At 71.3% G+C, this 19,338-nt stretch carries 17 protein-coding genes and 1 pseudogene; 10 read left to right on the top strand and 8 right to left on the bottom strand.

The window, feature by feature from the left end; genetic code table 11:
* Positions 1-9 precede the first annotated feature (9 nt).
* The gene (locus ACWD5Q_RS00805) at positions 10-354 is read left to right on the top strand and encodes a hypothetical protein (protein WP_451424819.1); all 345 of its coding nucleotides are present in this window, start codon (positions 10-12) and stop codon (positions 352-354) included.
* Positions 355-1,587: 1,233 nt separating this feature from the next.
* A complete protein-coding gene (locus tag ACWD5Q_RS00800; protein WP_451424818.1) occupies positions 1,588-3,129 on the top strand; it encodes a beta-propeller fold lactonase family protein in 1,542 nt (513 codons plus the stop codon).
* Positions 3,130-3,212: 83 nt separating this feature from the next.
* Here ACWD5Q_RS00800 and ACWD5Q_RS00795 read toward each other — a convergent pair whose 3' ends face one another.
* From ACWD5Q_RS00795 to ACWD5Q_RS00785, 3 genes and pseudogenes are all read right to left on the bottom strand, one after another.
* Complete coding sequence (locus ACWD5Q_RS00795) at positions 3,213-4,658, bottom strand: DUF7405 family protein (protein ID WP_451424817.1); 1,446 nt, start codon at positions 4,656-4,658, stop codon at positions 3,213-3,215.
* Positions 4,659-5,185: 527 nt separating this feature from the next.
* Positions 5,186-5,653, bottom strand: a pseudogene (locus ACWD5Q_RS00790) (alpha/beta fold hydrolase); the annotation flags it as partial.
* A 38-nt stretch (positions 5,654-5,691) separates the two neighbouring features.
* The gene (locus tag ACWD5Q_RS00785; protein ID WP_451424816.1) at positions 5,692-6,036 is read right to left on the bottom strand and encodes a hypothetical protein; all 345 of its coding nucleotides are present in this window, start codon (positions 6,034-6,036) and stop codon (positions 5,692-5,694) included.
* Positions 6,037-6,198: 162 nt separating this feature from the next.
* On the opposite strand from ACWD5Q_RS00785, the gene ACWD5Q_RS00780 reads away from it, so the two are divergent.
* The 3 genes from ACWD5Q_RS00780 (at position 6,199) to ACWD5Q_RS00770 (ending at position 7,861) form a co-directional block, all read left to right on the top strand.
* Positions 6,199-6,648, top strand: a complete 450-nt coding sequence (locus ACWD5Q_RS00780) for a MarR family winged helix-turn-helix transcriptional regulator (protein WP_451424815.1) — start codon at positions 6,199-6,201, stop codon at positions 6,646-6,648.
* Between the two features lie 251 nt (positions 6,649-6,899).
* Positions 6,900-7,487, top strand: coding sequence for a hydrolase (locus ACWD5Q_RS00775; protein WP_451424814.1), 588 nt, complete (start codon positions 6,900-6,902; stop codon positions 7,485-7,487).
* A gap of 125 nt (positions 7,488-7,612) precedes the next feature.
* Positions 7,613-7,861, top strand: coding sequence for a DUF2277 domain-containing protein (locus tag ACWD5Q_RS00770; protein ID WP_451424813.1), 249 nt, complete (start codon positions 7,613-7,615; stop codon positions 7,859-7,861).
* Between the two features lie 172 nt (positions 7,862-8,033).
* Here the strand turns inward: ACWD5Q_RS00770 and ACWD5Q_RS00765 are convergent, their stop codons facing one another.
* The 4 genes from ACWD5Q_RS00765 to ACWD5Q_RS00750 form a co-directional block, all read right to left on the bottom strand.
* Positions 8,034-8,633, bottom strand: a complete 600-nt coding sequence (locus ACWD5Q_RS00765; RefSeq protein WP_451424812.1) for a DedA family protein — start codon at positions 8,631-8,633, stop codon at positions 8,034-8,036.
* Between the two features lie 255 nt (positions 8,634-8,888).
* Positions 8,889-9,341 (bottom strand): DoxX family protein, encoded by a 453-nt coding sequence (locus ACWD5Q_RS00760; protein ID WP_451424811.1) that lies wholly within the window; start codon positions 9,339-9,341, stop codon positions 8,889-8,891.
* A gap of 105 nt (positions 9,342-9,446) precedes the next feature.
* On the bottom strand, positions 9,447-11,522 hold the full coding sequence (locus ACWD5Q_RS00755; protein ID WP_451424931.1) for an FAD/NAD(P)-binding protein: 2,076 nt from the start codon (positions 11,520-11,522) through the stop codon (positions 9,447-9,449).
* A gap of 273 nt (positions 11,523-11,795) precedes the next feature.
* The gene (locus ACWD5Q_RS00750; protein ID WP_451424810.1) at positions 11,796-12,326 is read right to left on the bottom strand and encodes a hypothetical protein; all 531 of its coding nucleotides are present in this window, start codon (positions 12,324-12,326) and stop codon (positions 11,796-11,798) included.
* A gap of 820 nt (positions 12,327-13,146) precedes the next feature.
* Here ACWD5Q_RS00750 and ACWD5Q_RS00745 point away from each other — a divergent pair.
* The 3 genes from ACWD5Q_RS00745 to ACWD5Q_RS00735 all read left to right on the top strand — a co-directional run bounded on the left by ACWD5Q_RS00745 (position 13,147) and on the right by ACWD5Q_RS00735 (position 17,164).
* Entirely contained in the window at positions 13,147-13,728 is a 582-nt protein-coding gene (locus ACWD5Q_RS00745) for a TMEM165/GDT1 family protein (protein WP_451424809.1), read from the top strand.
* Positions 13,729-13,938: 210 nt separating this feature from the next.
* Positions 13,939-14,604: an HAD-IA family hydrolase gene (locus tag ACWD5Q_RS00740; RefSeq protein WP_451424808.1), complete on the top strand. Its 666-nt coding sequence runs from the start codon at positions 13,939-13,941 to the stop codon at positions 14,602-14,604.
* Positions 14,605-15,010: 406 nt separating this feature from the next.
* Positions 15,011-17,164 (top strand): DHA2 family efflux MFS transporter permease subunit, encoded by a 2,154-nt coding sequence (locus ACWD5Q_RS00735; protein WP_451424807.1) that lies wholly within the window; start codon positions 15,011-15,013, stop codon positions 17,162-17,164.
* On the opposite strand, the gene ACWD5Q_RS00730 is transcribed toward ACWD5Q_RS00735, so the two are convergent.
* A complete protein-coding gene (locus ACWD5Q_RS00730) occupies positions 17,161-17,688 on the bottom strand; it encodes a GNAT family N-acetyltransferase (protein ID WP_451424806.1) in 528 nt (175 codons plus the stop codon). The two genes, ACWD5Q_RS00735 and ACWD5Q_RS00730, sit on opposite strands and share 4 nt — an antisense overlap.
* A 321-nt stretch (positions 17,689-18,009) precedes the next feature.
* On the opposite strand from ACWD5Q_RS00730, the gene ACWD5Q_RS00725 reads away from it, so the two are divergent.
* Both ACWD5Q_RS00725 and ACWD5Q_RS00720 read left to right on the top strand, forming a co-directional pair.
* Positions 18,010-18,687: a hypothetical protein gene (locus ACWD5Q_RS00725; protein WP_451424805.1), complete on the top strand. Its 678-nt coding sequence runs from the start codon at positions 18,010-18,012 to the stop codon at positions 18,685-18,687.
* A 5-nt stretch (positions 18,688-18,692) separates the two neighbouring features.
* Entirely contained in the window at positions 18,693-19,310 is a 618-nt protein-coding gene (locus ACWD5Q_RS00720; RefSeq protein WP_451424804.1) for a hypothetical protein, read from the top strand.
* Positions 19,311-19,338 lie beyond the last annotated feature (28 nt).

The raw sequence follows: 19,338 nt of genomic DNA, 5'->3' as shown, positions 1-19,338 counted from the left end.
GGGGCGCATATGACGACCCAGACGCCGGCCGAGCAGGCCTTGGCTCGCTCGTACACCACCGGTGACGGCAGCGTCAGGTTCAGCATCGCCGATCTGTCGGTGGACCACCGCCCGAATGGCCATGCAGTGCTGACATACCAGATCACCGTGGAGCGCAAGGGCTGGCAGGACGAACGTTGGGCGGTCACTCTGCCCTTGGACGACCGGTCCTTCGCGGACGTGTTGGCCTCCTCCGCACCCGATCCTGACCGACTGCTCCAGCTCGTGCACCTAGTCCACGCCCTGCTAGAGGAGTGGTGGGACACCAAGGGCCACAATCGGCGGTCAGCGAAGATGGGACGCCGACTTCTCTGAAGCCATCGGCTTCGCGGCTCACACGCGACCGGGCCCCGCACCCAGATCGAAGGGGGCAGGGCCCGGTCGCGTCCGTCCTCCCGCAGCGGTGAGCCGTAGTGCCGGATCTTCCAACTTGGCGGAGTAGCCGCGCGCAACAGACAGGCACACCGCAGTACAGCAGCGAAGTACAGCAACCACAGCGACCGTCCCCGTCTCGTAGTGCCCTCTCAGAGCCGTAGCGCAATCGGTTTGACCGTCAGCAACCGATCTCTCCAGAGCTACGGATCAGAAGGCTTCTGACATCCACGGCTGACATCAACGACGCCGGACGGGGGCGCACACCAGTGACTCTGTCCGGCCGTCGCACCAGTCGCCCGTAGCAGCCGGAGCAGGCGCGGACCGAACTTACAAGGCGGATGTCGGCGGTTCGAAACCGTCCGCGCCCACCAGTCCCAGGACATGTCAAAGGCCCAGGTCGGCGGGGGAGAACCCGGAGACCTGGGCCTCGATCTTTCTCGGCCGCTCGCAGCCGTCGTGCCCCTTCCGTGCCGGATGGGCCGCGAGGGGGCTGCTTCACCCTTGTGATCCGACCGTCGACGCAGTCGGCGATCCGGTGGTCGCGGCCGGGGTGTGGCCGGTGTGCCGGAGATCATGGAAGCGGACGCCGCCGAGGACGGTCGCGGCGAGGGCATGGAGCCAGAACCGCCGGAAGTCGTTCCGCCGCAGGACACCACCCCGGGCGAACGGGGACCGGGCAGGCCGGCGGCCAAACCCGCTCCGTCGCCCCGCGCGGACCACTGCTCCGTGTGGCTGCGATCGCAGGGGTGGTCGGCCCGTCGTGAACCGTCGTGAACCCGTTCGGCGTACACCGCACGAAGCCTGAACGGCCGTGTATTTCCCCGCCGTTCGCCGGCAGACGGGCTGTCCGAGTGAAAACCTCCGGCCGAGGTGAGCATGTCGAAAGTGTCCGGTAGATTCCTTTATGGCTCGGCGGTGATCCGGGCGACCGGCGCCAGGCGTCATCGGTCACGTGTTCGGGGATGCGTGACCGCATTCGGAAGAGGTGACCTCGGCGCCACGATGGCAGGCGCTGCTCTCGCCGGCGGCCATTGGCGAACGCAGCGACCAGTTCCTGCCGCAACCTCTCACGCCACGCGGCACAGCCACCACGGCACAGCCTCCACAAGCCGAGCGCCAGTGGCAGCTTGCGACGCGGGCTATCCGCCGGCGACGTGACCACAAGGAGTGGACATGGGTATAAGACCCTGCTTTGCCCGTGCGTTCGTGGCGGCGGTCGTGTACGCGTCCGTCGCCGCTTGCACGATGCCCGGAACGCAGGAATCCGCGTCCTCCCACCTGGGTCCGGTACCGGCCCCCACCGTGGGGTCGACCGCCGGCCCCTCAGTGCCGGGCACGCTGATCCAGGCTCCGGCGCTGCCCGGGGCGCAGCCGATCTCGGGGAACGACCGGGTGTACACCGCCGACCAGAGTTCCAACACGGTCAGTGTCATCAATCCGGCGACGAACACGGTGCTGGGCACGATCGCTCTGGGCAAGCCGCGGTTGGACCCCAGCGCGGACGTGCTGGGGGCCATGTACGACGGGGAGATCGACGTACACGGCCTGGGCTTCTCCCGGGACGGAAAGTGGCTCGACGTGATCGACGTGACCACCAACGCCGTCCATGTCATCGACACCGCGACCAACAAAGTGGTGCGCACCATGTACGTCGGCCGGGCGCCGCACGAGGGATTCTTCTCACCGGACGGCACGCGCCTGTGGGTGGCGGTGCGCGGCCAGGACTACATCTCGGTGCTCGACTGGCGGGCCGGCAAGGAGGTCGACCGGATCTACAGCGAGGACGGGCCGTCGAAGGTGGTCTTCAGCCCCGACGGCAGACTCGCCTACGTCAACCACCTGCGCGCCTCGAGGCTGGACATGATCGATGTGGCCTCCCGCCGGATCATCAAGCGCCTGCCGATCCCCGAACAGGCTGGTGGGTCCTCCGACGAGGCCGTCTCGCCCGACGGCCGGGACATCTGGCTCGGCATGCCCGTCAACGGCGTGACCACCGCTGTGGTCAATGCACAAACCTTCCGTGTGGAGGCGGTGATGAACACGGGGCCGCGCACCAACCACCCCAACTTCGTCACGGTCGACGGCGTCGACTACGCCTACCAGACCGTGGGCGGACTGGACGAGACCTTGGTGTACCGCCGATCGAGAACCGGGGCGCCGCCCACGCTGGTGAAGACCGTCCACAACAACGGCCACGGCCCCCACGGCATCTGGCCGAGCCCCGACAACACCAGGATCTACGTCGCCCTGCAGAACTCCGACGCGGTCGACGTCATCGACACGCACACGAACTCGGTGATCAAGACCCTCCCCATCGGCCAGTCGCCCATGGCGCTGGTGTACGTGGCCCGCAACACTCCGGCCACCAGCACAGAAAACCTGGGCCGGCAGGGTCTGGGCATGCGCATACAGAACCTCCCCCTGCGTGTCACCGGTAGCTCCGGCGAGGGCACGGCCCTGATCCGGGCACTCCCCGGCATCAACGAAGTCACCATCGGAGCCACCGGGCTGCCGCCCCACCAGATGTTCACCGCCTACGCCGGCGACGGCACCCGCACGACAGCGCTGATGACCATGATGAGCAACGAGTTCGGCAGGATCGACGAAGGACTGTCCTACTCGTACTTCTTCGCCAACCACTACACCTCCGTCATCCTCAAGCCTGGAACTCCACCCGGCGAGCACGAGCCAGGCCCGGCCATGCCCATGGCGTGACGGACCAAGGGCGCAGGGCGGCGCGGTCGGTGCGGCAACCGGCGATGGTGGCACGGGGTGGGGCAAAGGGCGCGCGGCTCGTGTCAGACAAGGAACTCGGCGAGCGGGAAGGAGCGATGGCGACGTGGTGGAACCAGATAGTTCTGCCGGTGGGTCGTGTGCAGGACCGAGTTGATGCCGGCGTGGGGGCTGCGCGGTGCGACAGGGAGTGTCATATCGGGATAGTGGCCGTCCATCGAGAGCCGAACGAGATTGAAGAGCGCAATCGTCGGCTGGAACGAAATGAAGTGCAGTCCGGCCGCCGGCTTCTCGCTGTAGTGGTCTGCCGTCGGATCGGATGTGTAGTGGAACGGATTGTCCAGCGTGTCGAAATCGCCGCGCACGGGGATGGTCGTCCCCGCGGGGTAGGCCTTCCCGTAGTTGCTGGTCGTCGGTGATGTGGTGCTGTCCACCTGCGACATGCTCCCCGTGTGGCCGTAGGCGTGGTACCGCTGGACCCCTTGCGCCACTTCGGCCTCACTTTGACCTGGCGGTTGGAGGGCGAGCGTACCCGGCGCGGGTGCGGGCGAGAGGCCGGGCTGGAGCATCGCCTGGACGCGATCCGCGTACCGAGGGAAGTTCTGTTCGTACCAGGTCACCAGATCTTGAAACAGGTGCGAGAGATGCATGGTGGTGCCCTGTTTGAAGTAACCGTTGGGCCACTGGTCGGTGAGGCCGGGCAGGGTCTCCAGATTGGCGATGTTGCCGGGTCCCATGTTCGAGTCCAGGGTGGTGGCGAAGCCGAGGAAGCCCTGCGCCTGTCGGGGAATCGACCGGGCACCGGGGATATCAGCTGCCAGCGCCAGCTTGCTCGGCAGGCCCTGTTGCCCGTAGAAACCGCCCCCGGAGAAGCCCTGGCGGATACTCGTCACCTTGAACAGGCTGCCCGTCTGGTTGCCTCCGGGCCCGAAGAGGGCGTTTTGGGCTGCCTTGATATGGGCGAGCGAGTCACTGCGGAGTAGTACGGCCACGTCGTTCTGTTCCAAGCGGACCGGCCCGAAGCCAGGCGGGGGCTGGTCGCTGGGGAACGTCCTGGCCTCCTGCAGCGCATATACGGTACGGCCCTCCGTCTTGGAGGTCATCACATCGACCGGCAGATACTCTGGGTAAGGTGTTCCCGCCTTGAAGAAGGCCGACGCCTTGCCCAGGGTTGGGATGTAGTGGTGGAAGTAGGGAAGTCCCCAGGCTACCGTGGTGGCCACTCCTGTGGGAGTGGGCGGAAATTGGCGTTCCAGATCCAGGAGGGCGGACTCGAGGTGGTGCTGCGCCTCCTGCAACGCCTTGACGTTCGCCGGCACATTCAGCCGTGCGGTAATGACATGATCGTGCAGGGCCGGTACCCGGACCGCGATCGTTCCCTTGCTGCTCTTCACGCCCGAGTCGCCGACCATGACCACCTGCTCATTCTGCAGGATGTATTGTTCCTGGACGGGTGGGCTGCCGGCGCCGGCGGCGGGTCGGTCCGGCGGTTTTGCAAGGGTGTCGATCATCTTGTAGATGCCGGCGGATGCCAGAGCGGCACCCAAAGTGCCCGCTGTCCCTTGAAGAAGGCGCCGCCTGCCCAGATTCCCGCGTGGCCGCCCCCCGCTCGCATTTTCGTTGCCATCTGTCATGAAACGTATTCCCCAACTGTGGAGTAGATGTCCGCCATCGCCTGGCATCGAGGTCTGACTGCTCGAATGACCGTGATTGACCTTCTGCCACTCATGCGTATCGCGTGGGACAGGGGTTGAAAGCTAGGTGAGTGCGCCGTCGCTGAGGACCGTCGCCCGATTAGCGCCCAGCGCCGATACGGCCACGCGATATAACCACACGCGGCCTGGGTCATTGAAGCCAACACGCGGCCCGGGTCATTTAAGTCAATACCGATCCGGTGCGGTGGTCAGCGGCTGTCTGAGGTTTTCCCGAGATATGGACGGATGCTCGGCACCTCCAGCCCGGCGTGCGCGGCGGCCTGGATACGGCTCAGACTCCGGATGCCAGACGCGCGCCTGCGGGAGATCCCCGGCGCGGTGGCTCACCCCAGGAACGCCGCGGTGGTCGCGACGAACCGGTCCGCGTCGTCGAGCCACGGGAAGTGTCCGGCGCCGGGCTGAACGACCAGTTCGGCGTGCGGGAACAGTTCGGCGAACTCGGCCATTGCGCGGGGCGGGGCCGCCAGATCGACCTCCCCGGCGAGCAGCAGCACGGGCGAGCCGAACCGCGCGAGTGCCGCGCGGGTGGCGCCCGGGTCGAAGGCGCCGTCGGCGGCGAAGACCCTCGCGGCCTCCTCGTTCTTCTGCCCGTCCTCGGCGGCCCGGTGGGCCCGGGCCGTCCGGTCCCATCTTCCGTAGAAGAAGGGCGCGACGGCCTGCCAGGAGTCAGCGGTCCCCTGCCCGGCGACGATCGTCTCCAGGGCCGTGAACGCGTCGGGGAACCACGGCTCGTGACGGCGCAGCCGTGCGGTCTCGCGCCGGTCCTCCCCGGTGATCGTCACACCGACGGCCATCTGCGCACGGAACGGGCCGACGACCTGTTGGGCTCCTAGGATCCACTCCCGGCGTCGGGGTCGTGGGTGTGCTTCAGGCGCATGCGTGCTTCCACCGTGTTCTCGGTCGCCACCTCCGACCAGAAGCGGTGGCAGGAGACGAAGACCGCCAGTTCCCGCTCGCGTTGGCGGAGCTTTTCCACCTCCGCCTGTTCGTCCGCGCTCCAGCCCGGGGAGGCGGGGCGTTCCACCTTGCGCCAGCCGTTGTCGTCGCTGAACGCGTCCAGCGGTTCCACCGACCAGGGGAGCCGCTTCAGGAGGGCCAGAAGCTCTGCCCGGACCTGGTGCAGCTCCTCCTGGCCGGCCAGGAGGTCACTCGGAAAGTCGTAGCTCACAACCACGCCACAATGCTACGCCTGTTCGATTTTCCAGGGCGAGTCACTTCTCCCGCTTCACTCGTACGGATGTCTGTCTCGTGGACCGTGGCCGGCGGCCGGTCCTCGGCAGGGGAAGCTGTTCAGGTGAAACTGGACAGGCTTACCTGAAGGATTTACCGTGTCGGCATGGACCAGAACCCCGAAGGCGTCTCCGAGTCCGCCGCTCGTGCGGCCCGTGATCTGAGGGTGCTGTTCAGCCGGCTGCGGCGCCGTATCAGCGAGGTCGCGGGGGACGACGACCTGACGCCCTCCCAGGTGTCCGCGCTCACCCTGGTCGGCAAGGGCGGCGCCGCCACCGCCAGCACCCTGGCGTCCGCCGAGGGCGTGCGTCCCCAGTCGATGGCCGCCACGCTCGCCGCCCTCGAACAGCACGGCCTCATCCGCCGCAGCCCCGACCCCGACGACGGCCGCCGCCAGCTCGTCACCCTCACCGACGCCGGGCGCGAGCGTGTCGAGGGCAACCGGCAGGCGCGACAGGAGTGGCTGGCCCGCGCCCTGGAGGACCGCTTCACGGAGGACGAGCGGCACACCGTTCTCGAGGGGCTTTCCCTGCTGGAACGGCTCACACGCCCGTGACGCCCCCGGCCGGCCGCAGGTCCGCCCCCGAGCCGACCGCCTCCGCCGCCGGGCCGCCGCGCACCTTCATGTACCTCGGCGCACCGGGCGTCTACGCCGCCGACGCGCGCCTTTGTCGCCCACGACGCCGACCCGGCCGGGCTGTACGCACTGGCCCTGTTCATGGCGGCGGGATCCGTCCCGCTCCTGCCGGCCGGTCTGCTCGACCGTTCCCCGTTCACCCTCACCCCCACGTCCGAAAGGCCTGAATCATGGCTCTCACCACGCTCGACCCGCGCACCGCCCTGGTCGTGATCGACCTGCAGAACGGCATCGCGGGCCTGCCCACGCAGCCCCACAGCGGCCCCGAGGTGGTGGCCCGCACCGCCGAACTCGCGGACGCCTTCCGGGCCCGGAACCTCCCGGTCGTCCTCGTCCGGGTCTCCTTCGCCCCCGACGGATCCGACGTCGTGCCGGGCCGCACCGAGCAGCAGCTCGGCGCCCGTGGCCTCCCCGAGGGCTGGGACGTCATCGTCGACGAACTGTCCGGCCACCCGGGCGACATCCACATCACCAAGCGCAACTGGGGCGCCTTCCACGGCACCGGCCTCGACGTCCAGCTGCGCCGCCGCGGGATCACGCAGATCGTGCTGACCGGCATCGCCACCAGCATCGGTGTCGAGTCCACGGCGCGGGCCGCGTACGAGCACGGCTACCACGTCACGCTCGTCACCGACGCGATGGCCGACGCCGACCCCGAGGCCCACCGGAGCAGTGTCGAGCGGATCTTCCCGCGTCTCGGCGAGACGGGTACGACGGCCGAGGTCCTGGAACTGCTGGCCAAGACCCACGCGGTCTGATCCCTCTGATCCGCGGCGGACGGAGGGGCGGGCGTGGTGCGCAGGGGCGGGTGCGCGTCCGTCCCCCGTCCCCCGGCATTCGGGGGCGGGCGGGCGGTGGACGGCGCACGCGCGACACTTGACCCATGTGCCGCAGCATCAAGACGCTCCGTCCGCCCGCCATCCCCGACGACGCCACGGAGGAGGAGATCAGGGCCGCCGCGCTCCAGTTCGTGCGCAAGGTCTCCGGCTTCCGTGCCCCCGCCGCCCACAACCGTGAGGTGTTCGACCGGGCCGTGGACGCGGTCGCCGCGGCCACCGCGGAGCTGCTGGCCGGGCTGGAGGTACGGGGCAGCGGCCGCGAGGCCGCGCCCGTGGCGCCGCACGGCGGGTGAGGCCTTCCGGCACGGGACCGACGGCGTGGCAGGCGTTCCGGCAAGGGGCGACCGGTCGCAGGGTCCGCTCCCTGTATGTGGCCTACGTGGCCTACGTGGCCTACGTGGCCTGTGCAGCCTCCTGCGCGGCGTATGCGGCCCCGCCGTTCCCGGGCGACCCCGCCCGGCCCCGCTACCCCCGTGTCACCGGGCGGCGCATCAGGCAGGTCGCGGCCACGCCCGCCGCGCACAGGGCCGCCACCGAGACGCCCGTCGCCAGCCAGCTCGCGCCCAGCCACTGCCCGCCGAAGTAGCCGAGCGCCACGCTGTACGCGGCCCAGGCGACGCCCGCCAGCGCCGACCAGGGCAGGAACTCGCGGGCCCGGCGGCGGGCGGCGCCCGCGCCGAGGGAGACGACCGAGCGGCCCGCGGGCGCGAACCGGGCGAGGATCACCAGCGCGGCACCACCGTGGGCGAGGGCGGCGCCCAGCCGTTCCTCCGCGCTGGACAGCCGACGGGAGCGGGCGATCGCGCGGTGCAGGCGGGCGCCGCCGTGCCAGGCCAGGCGGTAGGCCGCCAGGTCGCCCAGGACCGAGGCCGCCGCCGCGCACACCATGAGCCAGAAGACGTCCGGCAGGCGCGCCACCGCCGAACCCGCGGCCGCCGCGGTCGCCGCCGTGATGACCAGGATGCCGCTCGGCAGCAGGGGCAGGAAGACGTCCAGCAGGACCGACGCGGCCACCACCGGGTAGATCCAGGGGCTGCCGGCCAGCGACCCCACACTCTCCAACACCCGGAACTCCCCGTCCGACTCCCCGGAGGCAACTGCGTGCCGCGACAGCGCGGGGGAGCGGCAGGAGCGGCCCATCGACAGCCGTACAGCGTACGCGGCGGCTGTGACAGCAGGGGCGGCGGGGGCCCTGTGGCGCGCACGGTGACCGCCGCGCCCGGCGCGCGTCCGGTGACCGCCGCGCGCGGTGGCCACCGCACACGGACGGCGCCCGCTCCTCGATCCCGGGAGCGGGCGCCGTCGTAGGCGCGGGACGGATCAGGCCGCGACGGGCTGCGAGGCCCGTTCCTCGTCGGCCGCGGCCGAGCGGGAGGCGACCAGACGGTCGAGGCCGAACGCGCCGGAGCCGGTGAACACCAGCAGCAGGAAGGCCCAGCAGAAGAGGACCGGCATTTCGCCGCCGTTCTGGATCGGCCACAGGGCCGCCGACTGGTGGACGTCGAAGTACGCGTACGCCATCGAGCCCGACGCGATGAGGGCGGCGCCGCGGGTGCCGAGGCCGAGCAGCACCAGGACGCCGGCCACCAGTTGGATCACGGCGGCGTACCAGAACGGCCAGGTGCCGGCCGGCACGGTCCCGCCGCGGGTGCCCGCGGCTCCGCCGAGGATGCCGAAGAGGGAGGCGGCGCCGTGGCAGGTGAAGAGCAGGCCGGTCACGATCCGGAAGATCCCGATCGCATACGGTTGCGCGCTGTTGAGGCGAGCGGACATGTGGGGGCTCCTTCGGTCTGGTTTCGGTCCGCGAACGGACCGGTCTTAGGGGACGGAAACCGACTGAGCCGCCAGATTAGGTGAACCTAATGAATACTTGCAAGTTCAACATTCGGCCATGGTTCCGCCCCGCCGGCGCCCCGCCGACGGTTCCGCTTCCGCCGCGGCCGTACGCAGGACCGCGCGCGCCACCGCGTCCGCGTCCGACAGCGTCACCGAGTCCACGCCCGGCCGGGCCCCCGCCGCGGTCACCCAGTGCACGCCCTCCGTGGGCACCCCGAACGCGAACCGCCGTGCGTGCGGGGCCCCCTGACGGTCGATCAGACGGTACGGGCGCGGTGTTACGTCCAGCCCTCCGGTTTCGTAACCGTCCACGATGTGCGGACGGCACCCCTCGGTCCGGAGCAGGTCGGCGAGGAGGGCGTCGGCGCTGCGCCGCAGATCCGGTTCCGGCAGCCGCGCCTCGAGGAGTGTGCGGACGCGTACGGCCGAGCCCGGCACATCCGGGGAGTGCGCGACCCACGCGCCGTCCTCGGCGCGCACCTCCAGACGCGGGCCGAGGACCTCCAGGACCCCCGCCTCGATCAGGGCGGTCAGCTCCTCGACGCGCCGCCGGGGCGGACCGATGGACAGGAAGGCGTTGAGCGGGGTGTACCAGCGGTCCAGATGATCCCGGCGGGAGGTGCCGGACAGGCCGCCGTGGTCGACGATCAGCCGCACCTCGTTGCGCAGGTCGCGCAGTACGTCCAGGGCGGCCTTGAGCGGGCCCCCGACATTGCCGAGGGCGGCCTGGGCGGCGTCCTCGCGGAGGTGGCCGAGGAGCCAGCCGCGCCAGTCGGCCGGCGAGGCGAAGGCGCGGCCCGTATACGGTCGCGCGACGCGGTCCCAGCGCCAGCGGTCCGCGGCCGGTACGCCGTACGCGTCGAGCAGGGCGTCCTCCCCGGCCCCGTCGTGGGCCAGGGCGAGGAAGCGGTCGCGGAAACCAGGGCGTTGGGCACTGCGGTCGGCCAACAGGGCCTCGTAGTAGACCGTTTCCACCTCCTTCGCCACCAACGGCCATATCTCGGCCAGGAAGTCCGGGGCGTCCCCGGAGTCCGCGCGCTTGCGGAAGGCGGCGATCACGTCGTCGGTCAGCAGCAGGGGCGTGTGACGGCCGTACGGGCCCTTCGCGTTGTCGCCGCGCGCCTGGTGCGGGATCCCGCGGCGGGAGCCGGCGTACAGGCGCGGCTCGCGGCCCGACGGCCGGTAGCGCAGACCGTCGGGGGTGCGGTCGAAGCGGCCGCCGCGCCCCGTCGTCAGCAGGGCCATGTGGTCGAAGAAGTTGAGGCCGAGACCGCGCAGCAGCACCGGCTCCCCGGGCGCGAGCGGGGTGAGGTCGACGTCCGCCGGGTTGGCCGGGGGGATGTGGCGCAGACCGTGACGGGCCGCGTCGGCGGAGTGCCGGCGCTGCTCGGGGTCCGCGACCACGGGGAGATGACCCTGGGCGAGGACCACCGCGGACAGGCCGGTCAGGGCGCGGCCGGTGGACAGGGTGAGCGTCTGCCCGCCGTCGGCGGAGTCCCGCAGGCGTATCGCACGGGCGGTGTGCACCTCCACCCGGACCGCCTCCGGCGCGCCGTCCACCACCCGGGCGAACACCCACTCCAGGTAACGGCCGTACTGGGCCCGGGTCGGGTAGTCGTCCGGACCCGGCGCCCCGTGCTCCCGCACCGGCAGCCCGGGCCCGCCGGCCGCCTGTTCGCCGCCCGGCCCCGACTCCCCGGACGCGCCCGGCCGGGGGTCCCGCGCCCACTCGTACAGACTCGGCCCCGGCCGGATCGGCCCCGCGCACTCCACGCTCTCGTCGGTGAACAGCGTCACCTGGCAGGCCACCGTGTTCATCAGCAGTTCCGGGGACTGCGCGGTGCGCCAGACGCGGCCCGCGCCCGGCGGCGCCGGGTCGACGACATGGACGGTCAGCCGGGCGCCCGGCGGGAGCAGTTCCGGTGCGGAGGCGCAGAGGCGTTCCAGAACGCTCGTGCCGCGGGGACCCGCACCGACGAGGGCTACGGAGACGGGCGGGCGTTCCGGGGGCGTGGCGGACGGTTCCACGGTCGCGGCAGACAAAAGGGTGACTCCCGGGCGGGTGTGTGGGGGCGCGGGGCAGTGCACCGCGCGCTGGACGCGGATGGTCGGCCTCATCATGCCTTCCCCGGGGGCTCTTCGAGCAGGGGATGCCCCAAGGATCAGGAGAAACCGACGCGCGCTCCAACGCCGGGATGTCCCCTGGGTGTTCCTCGGGCGTCTCTCGGATGCTCCTCGGATGTCCCTTGTGGGGAGGTGAGGGATGACTCCGCCGCGGTCGCGAGCCGGGCCGTTCCCGGTCTCTGAACCCCTGCCGGGGTGGGTTGTCGCCCCGGACGTGGATACGGACCGTGGCCGGTGCCGGACGTCACCGGCCACGGTCCGGTCTCCTCAGCCGATGCCGGTGACCTGAAGTGCGGTGGTCCAGTTGGTCCCGATGGCGCTGCGGGCGGAGGACAAGGTGATGGTGCCGTTGCAGACGGCATTCTTGAGCTTGGTCTCGACGCCGTCCTTGGTGTATGCGGTCTTGGTCCCGTAGTGCGGTTCGGGCCACAGATTGCGGGGATCGCGGGGGGCGCCGCCCAGTTCGAGGGGCACCAGGTGGTCCTCCTCGTAGTCCGACATGTTGGTGTCGGAGTAGCCGTAGTCGATGATGCCCTGCGCCTTGAGCGGGTTGGTGTAGGACGTGGGCGGGCGAACGGTGGCCGTCCAGCCGGAGACGCAGATGGTGCTGTTGATGGTGGACTGAGTGACGTCGGGGTTGTACGCACCCGGCGTACAGCTGGAGTCGGGCAGCGGCAGGTAAGCCTGGGAGCAGCTGCTTGCCTGCGCGGTACCGGCGCTGACGCCGAGGATGAGACCGCTGAACGCCAGGGCGAAAGCGCAACCCGCCGCAGCCGGTATTCGGATGATGGAGCGCATGAGGGAGCCTCCTGAGGCACGAAGCACGGTGAGGTCACCGAGGTCGTGTCCATGACACTCCTTCGAGGGCTACGCGGGTAGATCTAGAACGTGAATTCGTTGTAATCGAACGGTTTCTGACGGGCCAACGTCGCATGGGGTGGTGCGAGCTACGTCATGCCGCCAGGCGGGAGCGTCCACGGTGTCTCGCCGTGACGGGTGTGTGCTGCTGGATCGGGCGATGGCGGGCTCTCGCCGGGGATCTGGGCCTGGAGAGCTGTCCAGGTGGCAGGGTGAGGGAGCCGGCGCGCGCCGTTGCCCGAGAGGCTCGCGTCGGGCGCGTGGGTGTGAAGGTCCAGCACTGCCGTGCCGGAGGGGAGGGTGCCGGTTGCGTAGTGGCCGTCGTGGCCTTGAGGGCGTCCGTGACGTCGGCGGCGTGCGCGACTCGCGAGGCACCCGTGCGTGGGGACGTTGGGCGTGAACCAGGACATGGTCGCGAGGGGTTGTTGCCGGAGGTATGTTCGCGGTAAGACGCTAGTGACGCGTGCATGACATAGCAAGAGGTGTGACATCGCTGACGGCCCCCGGGATCCCGTCCGGCGGTCACGTAGCATGGGGGGCGCAGAAGGGGAGTAGCTCTTCGCCGGACCGTCGACACACTGCTCAGCACGTCTGAGCCGGCGCCCGGAGGCGGGTCCTTGTCAGAGGACCGGCCAGCGAGACCTTCGGCAAGCAGTGCACGCCCGTGCCCCACGGCACGGGTGATCCGTGTGCTGCCGTGCCGAGGTGTCCGCGCAGATCACGCACTCTCGGCGGGGCGGCCCCGACCGATTGAGGAATCTTGATCAGCATCACTGTCCTGGCGCTCGTCTTCGGCGTCGTCTTCCTGGCCGAGCTGCCGGACAAGACGGCTCTCGCCGGACTCGTCCTCGGCACGCGCTACCGTGCCTCGTACGTCTTCGCCGGTGTCGCCGCCGCCTTCCTGCTCCATGTCGTGCTCGCCGTCGCGGCGGGCAGCCTGCTGACCCTGCTGCCGCGGCAGATCGTGCACGGCATCACCGGTGTGCTCTTCCTCGGTGGCGCCGCCGTGCTGCTGCTGAAGAAGGACGACGGCGACGAGGAGATCCGCCGGCCGGAGAACCAGAGCTTCTGGAAGGTGGCCTCGACGGGCTTCATGCTCATCCTCGTCGCCGAGTTCGGCGACCTGACCCAGATCATGACCGCGAACCTCGCGGCGCGTTACGACGACCCGCTGTCCGTGGGCCTCGGCGCGGTTCTCGCCCTGTGGGCGGTCGCGGGGCTCGGTATCGTCGGCGGCAAGGCGCTGATGAAGAGGGTGCCGCTGAGGCTGATCACGAAGATCGCGGCGCTGCTGATGCTCGGGCTCGGGGTGTGGAGCCTGTTCGAGGCCGTGGCGGCGTGACGACGGGCGTGAAAGGGCGGGCGGGGGCGGTGGCCGGGCGGTGAACGGCCGAAGGCGGGGTGCGGAAGGCTTCGCCGGATCGGTGGCGTGAAGGCGGCTCGTTTTGTACCGTAGAGAAACAAAGTGGCTCCCGCCCGCTTTCCCTGACCGGCGGGCGGGGCCGCCTTGTCCCCTGGGGCGCACCCGGCCCCTTCCCCGCGCCCTGGAGCCATGCCGATGCCGGCCACGACCGTTCTCACCGCCCGCGCCCTGCTGCTGGACATGGACGGCACCCTCGTCAATTCCGATGCCGTGGTGGAGCGGTGCTGGCGGCGGTGGGCCGACCGGCACGGGCTGGACGGCGACGAGGTCATGAAGGTCGTGCACGGCCGCCAGGGGTACGCCTCGATGGCCGTACTGCTGCCCGACCGCCCCATGGAGCAGAACCACGCCGACAACGCCCGCATGCTCGCCGAGGAGACCGCCGACATGGACGGGGTGGTCGAGGTTCCCGGCGCCGCCGCGTTCCTCGCCTCCCTCGCCGGGCTCCCGCACGCCCTGGTGACGTCGGCGGACGTGGCGCTGTCCACCGCGCGCATGGCCGCCGCGGGACTGCCGCTGCCGGAGCTGCGGATCACCGCCGAGAGCGTGGGCGCGAGCAAGCCGGACCCCGAGGGGTTCCTCAAGGCGGCCGCCGAGCTGGGCGTCGACCCGGGCGACTGCGTGGTCTTCGAGGACTCCGGCGCGGGCATCGCCGCGGGGCGCGCCGCCGGGATGCGGGTGGTCGGCGTCGGCCCCCGGGCCGGGCTGCACCGCCCCGACGCACTGGTCCAGGACCTCACGCGGGTCCGTGTGGAGTCCACACCGAAGGGCGCGATCCGGCTGCACCTCGGCTGACCGGGCCGGCTGCCGGGCCCTTCGCGGGTTGGCCGGGCCGGCTACCGGGCTCCGAGTCGCATGGTCGCGTCCACCCCACCTGATACGGCGCCGGGCGGCAGGGTCGCGTCCACCCCGCCCAGTACGGGTGCCCCTGCCCGCGGTTCCCTCTGCCGCAGCCGCCCTGCGCACCGTCTCGTCCGCGGTGGCCCCGGGCTGTCCCGTACCGGCCGCCGGGAGCCGGGTCGTCTCGTCCGCGGGCTCCGCGTCCCGCTCCGGTACCGCCGGACGGCGCAACGGCCCCCGGAATCCCCGCCTCCCCTCGGAACTCGACGGGCCATAACCGGCCACACCATCCACGATGGGAGTGCACGATGGACGAGAGCCCCAGAGGCCGACGACCGTCCACGGGAGGCGGGAGGCCTTCATGACCAGCGACGCGCAGGGCAGGGCGGGAGAGGCCGCGGAGGTGACGGACGCGGCGGACCCGAGCGGGACGGAGTCACCCGGCAGCGGTCCCGCCGGCCCGTTCGGCGGGCGCCGCACCGTGCCCGCCGACGAGATCGTGCACGGCGGCGTCCTGGTCTCCATCGGCGCGCTGCTGCTGGGCATGTTCCTGGCCGCCCTGGACCAGACGATCGTGGCGACCGCGCTGCCCACCATCGTCAGCGACCTCGGCGGTCTGGAGCATCTGTCGTGGGTGGTCACGGCCTATCTGCTCGCCTCGACCGCGGCGACACCGCTGTGGGGCAAGCTCGGCGACCAGTACGGCCGCAAGAAGCTGTTCCAGGCCGCGATCGTGATCTTCCTGGCCGGCTCCGCGCTGTGCGGCATGGCGCGGAACATGCCCGAGTTGATCGCCTTCCGGGCGGTCCAGGGACTGGGCGGCGGCGGGCTCATGGTGCTGTCGATGGCGATCGTCGGCGATATCGTCCCGCCCCGGGAACGGGGCCGCTACCAGGGACTCTTCGGTGCCGTCTTCGGCACGACCAGCGTGCTCGGGCCGCTCCTCGGCGGACTGTTCACCGAGCACCTGAGCTGGCGCTGGGTGTTCTACGTCAATCTGCCCGTCGGGATCGTCGCCCTCGCCGTGATCGCGGCCGTCCTGCGCATCCCGAGGAAGCCGGAGCGGCACGTCATCGACTACCTCGGCACCTTCCTCATCGCCGCCGTCGCCACCTGTCTGGTCCTGGTCGCCTCGCTCGGCGGCACCAGCTGGGCCTGGGGCTCACCGCAGATCATCGGCCTCGCGGTCCTCGGTGCCGTCCTGCTCGTCGCCTTCCCGTTCGTGGAGCGCCGGGCCGCCGAACCCGTCCTGCCGCTGAAGCTCTTCCGCGTCCGCACCTTCACGCTCTCCGCCGTCATCAGCTTCATCGTCGGCTTCGCGATGTTCGGCGCGATGACGTATCTGCCGACCTTCCTCCAGGTCGTCCACGGCATCAGTCCCACCCTGTCCGGGGTGCACATGCTGCCGATGGTGGCCGGGATGCTGCTGTCGTCCACCGGCTCCGGCCAGATCGTCAGCCGCACCGGCCATTGGAAGGTCTTCCCCCTCGTCGGCACCGGCGTCACCGTGATCGGCCTGCTCCTGCTGCACCGGCTCGACGAGTTCACCGGCACCACCGAGATGAGCGTCTTCTTCTTCGTCTTCGGCCTGGGGCTCGGCCTGGTCATGCAGGTCCTGGTGCTGATCGTGCAGAACGCCGTCAGCTACGAGGACCTCGGCGTCGCCACCTCCGGCGCCACCTTCTTCCGCTCCATCGGCGCCTCGGTCGGGGTGGCCGTCTTCGGCGCGATCTTCGCGAACCGTCTGGGGGGCGAGCTGGCGGCGGCGCTCACCGGACGCCCCCTCCCGGCGGGCGTCACCCCCGACAGCCTGAAGGCCGATCCGCGCGGTATCGCGGCCCTCCCGGCGACCGTGCGGCCCACCGTCCTGCACGCGTTCGCCACCTCCATCACCGATGTCTTCCTCTACGCCGCCCCGATCGTCCTCCTCGGTTTCGTCCTGGCGTGGTTCCTGCGCGAGGACGCCCTGCGCGGTTCGGTGACGGCGCCGGACGTGACGGAGACGCTGGCGAGCAATCCGGTGGAGCGTTCGTCGTACGACGAGGTGTGCCGGGCGCTGTCCGTGCTCGGTTCGCGGGAGGGACGGCGCGAGATCTACCAGAAGATCGCCCAGCGGGCGGGCTACGACCTGCTGCCCGGCGCGAGCTGGCTGCTGCTGCGGATCAAGAAGTACGGCTGGGCCGAGCCGGCGATCCTCGCGGAGCGCAGTACGGTCCCGCTGAACGTCATCCTCCATGCCGCGCGGCAGGTGGAGGAGCGGGGTCTCGCGGTGCGCGAGGGGCTCGACCTGCTGCTCACCGAGCAGGGCCGTGAGGTCGCCGAGCGCCTGTACGAGGCCCGGGAGGCGTCCCTGGCCGAACTGCTCGGCGACTGGTGGGGGCCGGACCGCCCGACCGACCTGCGCAGCCTGGTCCAGGAGCTGAACGCCGAGATGTGCGGCTGCGACGCGGAACGCCCGCACGACGGTTCGGGCCCGAGGACCCCGAGGACGAGGACGCCCGGACGGCCCCTCTAGGCCCCGGACCCGGGCTCGGGGAGCGGGGTCAGCCGCTTGCTGAACCAGTGCTCCGCGTACAGGCTGTCGTTGTGCGGCTCGGTCTCGACATACCCCAGGCGGGCGTACAGGGCGCGCGCCTCCACCAGGTCGTGGCGGGTGTCCAGGACCATCCGCCGTGCGCCGAGCGCCCGCGCGTGGGCCTCCGCCGCGGTCACCAGGAGCCGGGCCCCGCCCTTGCCGCGCATGTCCCCGCGCAGGAAGACCCGCTTGAGCTCGGCTGTGGCCGGTTCCGTCAGCCGTACGCCCGCGGTCCCCGCCGGCTCGCCCGCGTACCGCGCCACCAGCAGCACTCCGCCGGGCGGCGCCAGATCGGCGCCGGTCTCGGCGGCGATCTCGCGCGCCAGCTCGTCCGGGTCGGTGAAGCGCCCCTCGTGCAGCCGATACCAGCGGTCGCTGACCTCCGTGTAGTACGCGCGCCACAGCGCGGCGGCGACGGGTGAGGCAGGGGGCTCGGGGGCGACGGTCCAGTTCACGCCGGCCATTGTCCGGACCGCCGGGAGGGGCCCACAACCGGATATGCGGACGGGGCATCGCCGCCCACGACCACTGGTGCGGGAGGACCCGTCCGGTGCGCCGGCGGGAGGACCCGTCCGGTGCGCCGGCCGAGAAGAGCGGGATCGCTCCGTCCGACGTGGTGGACGGCCGGATCAGGACTGTCCGGTCGGTGGCAGGGCCGCGCCGGTTCGCGCCGTGACGCACGCCCGGTGGGGGCGTCTTGGGTGGTGCGTGGCTCGTTTGGCGGCCGTCCTGCGGGCAACCCGGGCAAAGGACGGCCCGCCGGGCCGGGAGAACGGAAGGCATCCATGTCCACTGGTCTGATCATCGCTTTGATCGTGATCGTGATCGTGGCGGCTGCCATCGCGGGCGCGGCCGCCGTCTCCCCGCGTGCCCGGGGCGCGCGGGCCGGGCCGGGGCTGAGGCACAGCTTCGGGCCCGAGTACGAGCGCACCGTGGCCCGGCACGACGGCGACACCGAGGCCGCCGAACGGGAACTCACCGAACGGCTGAAAAGGTACGGCTCGCTGCGGGAGCAGCCGCTGGAACCGGCCGAGCGTGAGCGGTACACGGCACGCTGGACGGCCGCTCAGGCGCGCTTCGTCGACTCCCCGAGGGACGCGGTGGCCGAGGCGGACCGGCTCCTCGCCGAGCTGGCGGGCGCGCTGGGCTTCCCCGACGGCGGGCGCCACGAGGAGCAGGCGGACGCGCTGTCCGTGCACCACGCCGACCATGTCCACGGCTACCGGCGGCTGCACCGGATCGCCCAGGCCACGGCCACCGGTGCCGGCGACGGCCGTGCGGACACGGAGGAGATGCGGGAGGCCCTGCTGGAGGCCCGCGCGCTCTTCGAGGACCTCGTCGTCCCCGCGCGCCGGCAGCGGGCCGACAGCGGGGCGGACACACCCGGGCGCGCCGCCGGGCGCGGCGAGGGACCGTCCCGTCCTCCGTGGGGCTTCCGCCGGCAGCATGCGAAGGGGAGTTGAGGGTGATGACTGATCGGGTAGCGGGCGGAGGCGACGAACGCCGGACGGAGGGCGGGATGCCGCCCGAGCGCGCCGAGCGACGGGACACCGCCGACGCGCGGTCCGAGGCGATCGCGCGCCGCAGGGACCTGCGGCCGGAGGGGACCGACCCCCGGGATGCCGCCGATGTGCGGCCCGCGGGCGTCGGATACCGGGAGGAGGCCGACATGCGGTCGGAGGAGACGTACCGCGAGGCCGCCGGTCTACGCCCCGAGGGGGCCCGGCCCCCGGAGGCCGCAGGTCCGGGAACAGCCGGGTCCCGGGAGCCCGCGGCGTTCCGGCCGGAGGGCGCTCCGGGGCAGGCACGGCTGCTGCCGCGGGACGAGTGCGAGCGGTTCGCGCAGCGCCTGCAGCACGCGATCGGCGAGTTCGTCGACGAGCCGCGGGACGCCGTCCAGGAGGCCGACCAGGTGGCGCAGGAGGTCGTCGCCAGGCTCTCGGAGGCCGTGTCCTCGCGGCGACGGACCCTGAAGAGGTCGTGGCAGGACACGAGCGACGACGCACACGGCGGCGCCGACACCGAACAGCTACGGCTCGCCCTGCGTGACTACCGTGTGACCGTCGAGCGGCTGCTGAGTCTGTGAGGCGTCGGCCGTGAGGCCGACGGAAGGC

This window comes from Streptomyces sp. NPDC002513 (assembly GCF_053595355.1).
This window is presented reverse-complemented; position numbering and strand designations above follow the sequence as displayed.

Coding starts and splice junctions, on each gene's coding strand:
- ACWD5Q_RS00720 (WP_451424804.1), top strand. CDS start 18,693: ATGACTGATCGGGTAGCGGGCGGAGGCGACGAACGCCGGACGGAGGGC.
- ACWD5Q_RS00725 (WP_451424805.1), top strand. CDS start 18,010: ATGTCCACTGGTCTGATCATCGCTTTGATCGTGATCGTGATCGTGGCG.
- ACWD5Q_RS00760 (WP_451424811.1), bottom strand. CDS start 9,341: ATGTCCGCTCGCCTCAACAGCGCGCAACCGTATGCGATCGGGATCTTC.
- ACWD5Q_RS00805 (WP_451424819.1), top strand. CDS start 10: ATGACGACCCAGACGCCGGCCGAGCAGGCCTTGGCTCGCTCGTACACC.
- ACWD5Q_RS00755 (WP_451424931.1), bottom strand. CDS start 11,522: ATGAGGCCGACCATCCGCGTCCAGCGCGCGGTGCACTGCCCCGCGCCC.
- ACWD5Q_RS00775 (WP_451424814.1), top strand. CDS start 6,900: ATGGCTCTCACCACGCTCGACCCGCGCACCGCCCTGGTCGTGATCGAC.
- ACWD5Q_RS00770 (WP_451424813.1), top strand. CDS start 7,613: ATGTGCCGCAGCATCAAGACGCTCCGTCCGCCCGCCATCCCCGACGAC.
- ACWD5Q_RS00800 (WP_451424818.1), top strand. CDS start 1,588: ATGGGTATAAGACCCTGCTTTGCCCGTGCGTTCGTGGCGGCGGTCGTG.
- ACWD5Q_RS00795 (WP_451424817.1), bottom strand. CDS start 4,658: ATGATCGACACCCTTGCAAAACCGCCGGACCGACCCGCCGCCGGCGCC.
- ACWD5Q_RS00735 (WP_451424807.1), top strand. CDS start 15,011: ATGACCAGCGACGCGCAGGGCAGGGCGGGAGAGGCCGCGGAGGTGACG.
- ACWD5Q_RS00730 (WP_451424806.1), bottom strand. CDS start 17,688: ATGGCCGGCGTGAACTGGACCGTCGCCCCCGAGCCCCCTGCCTCACCC.
- ACWD5Q_RS00780 (WP_451424815.1), top strand. CDS start 6,199: ATGGACCAGAACCCCGAAGGCGTCTCCGAGTCCGCCGCTCGTGCGGCC.
- ACWD5Q_RS00740 (WP_451424808.1), top strand. CDS start 13,939: ATGCCGATGCCGGCCACGACCGTTCTCACCGCCCGCGCCCTGCTGCTG.
- ACWD5Q_RS00750 (WP_451424810.1), bottom strand. CDS start 12,326: ATGCGCTCCATCATCCGAATACCGGCTGCGGCGGGTTGCGCTTTCGCC.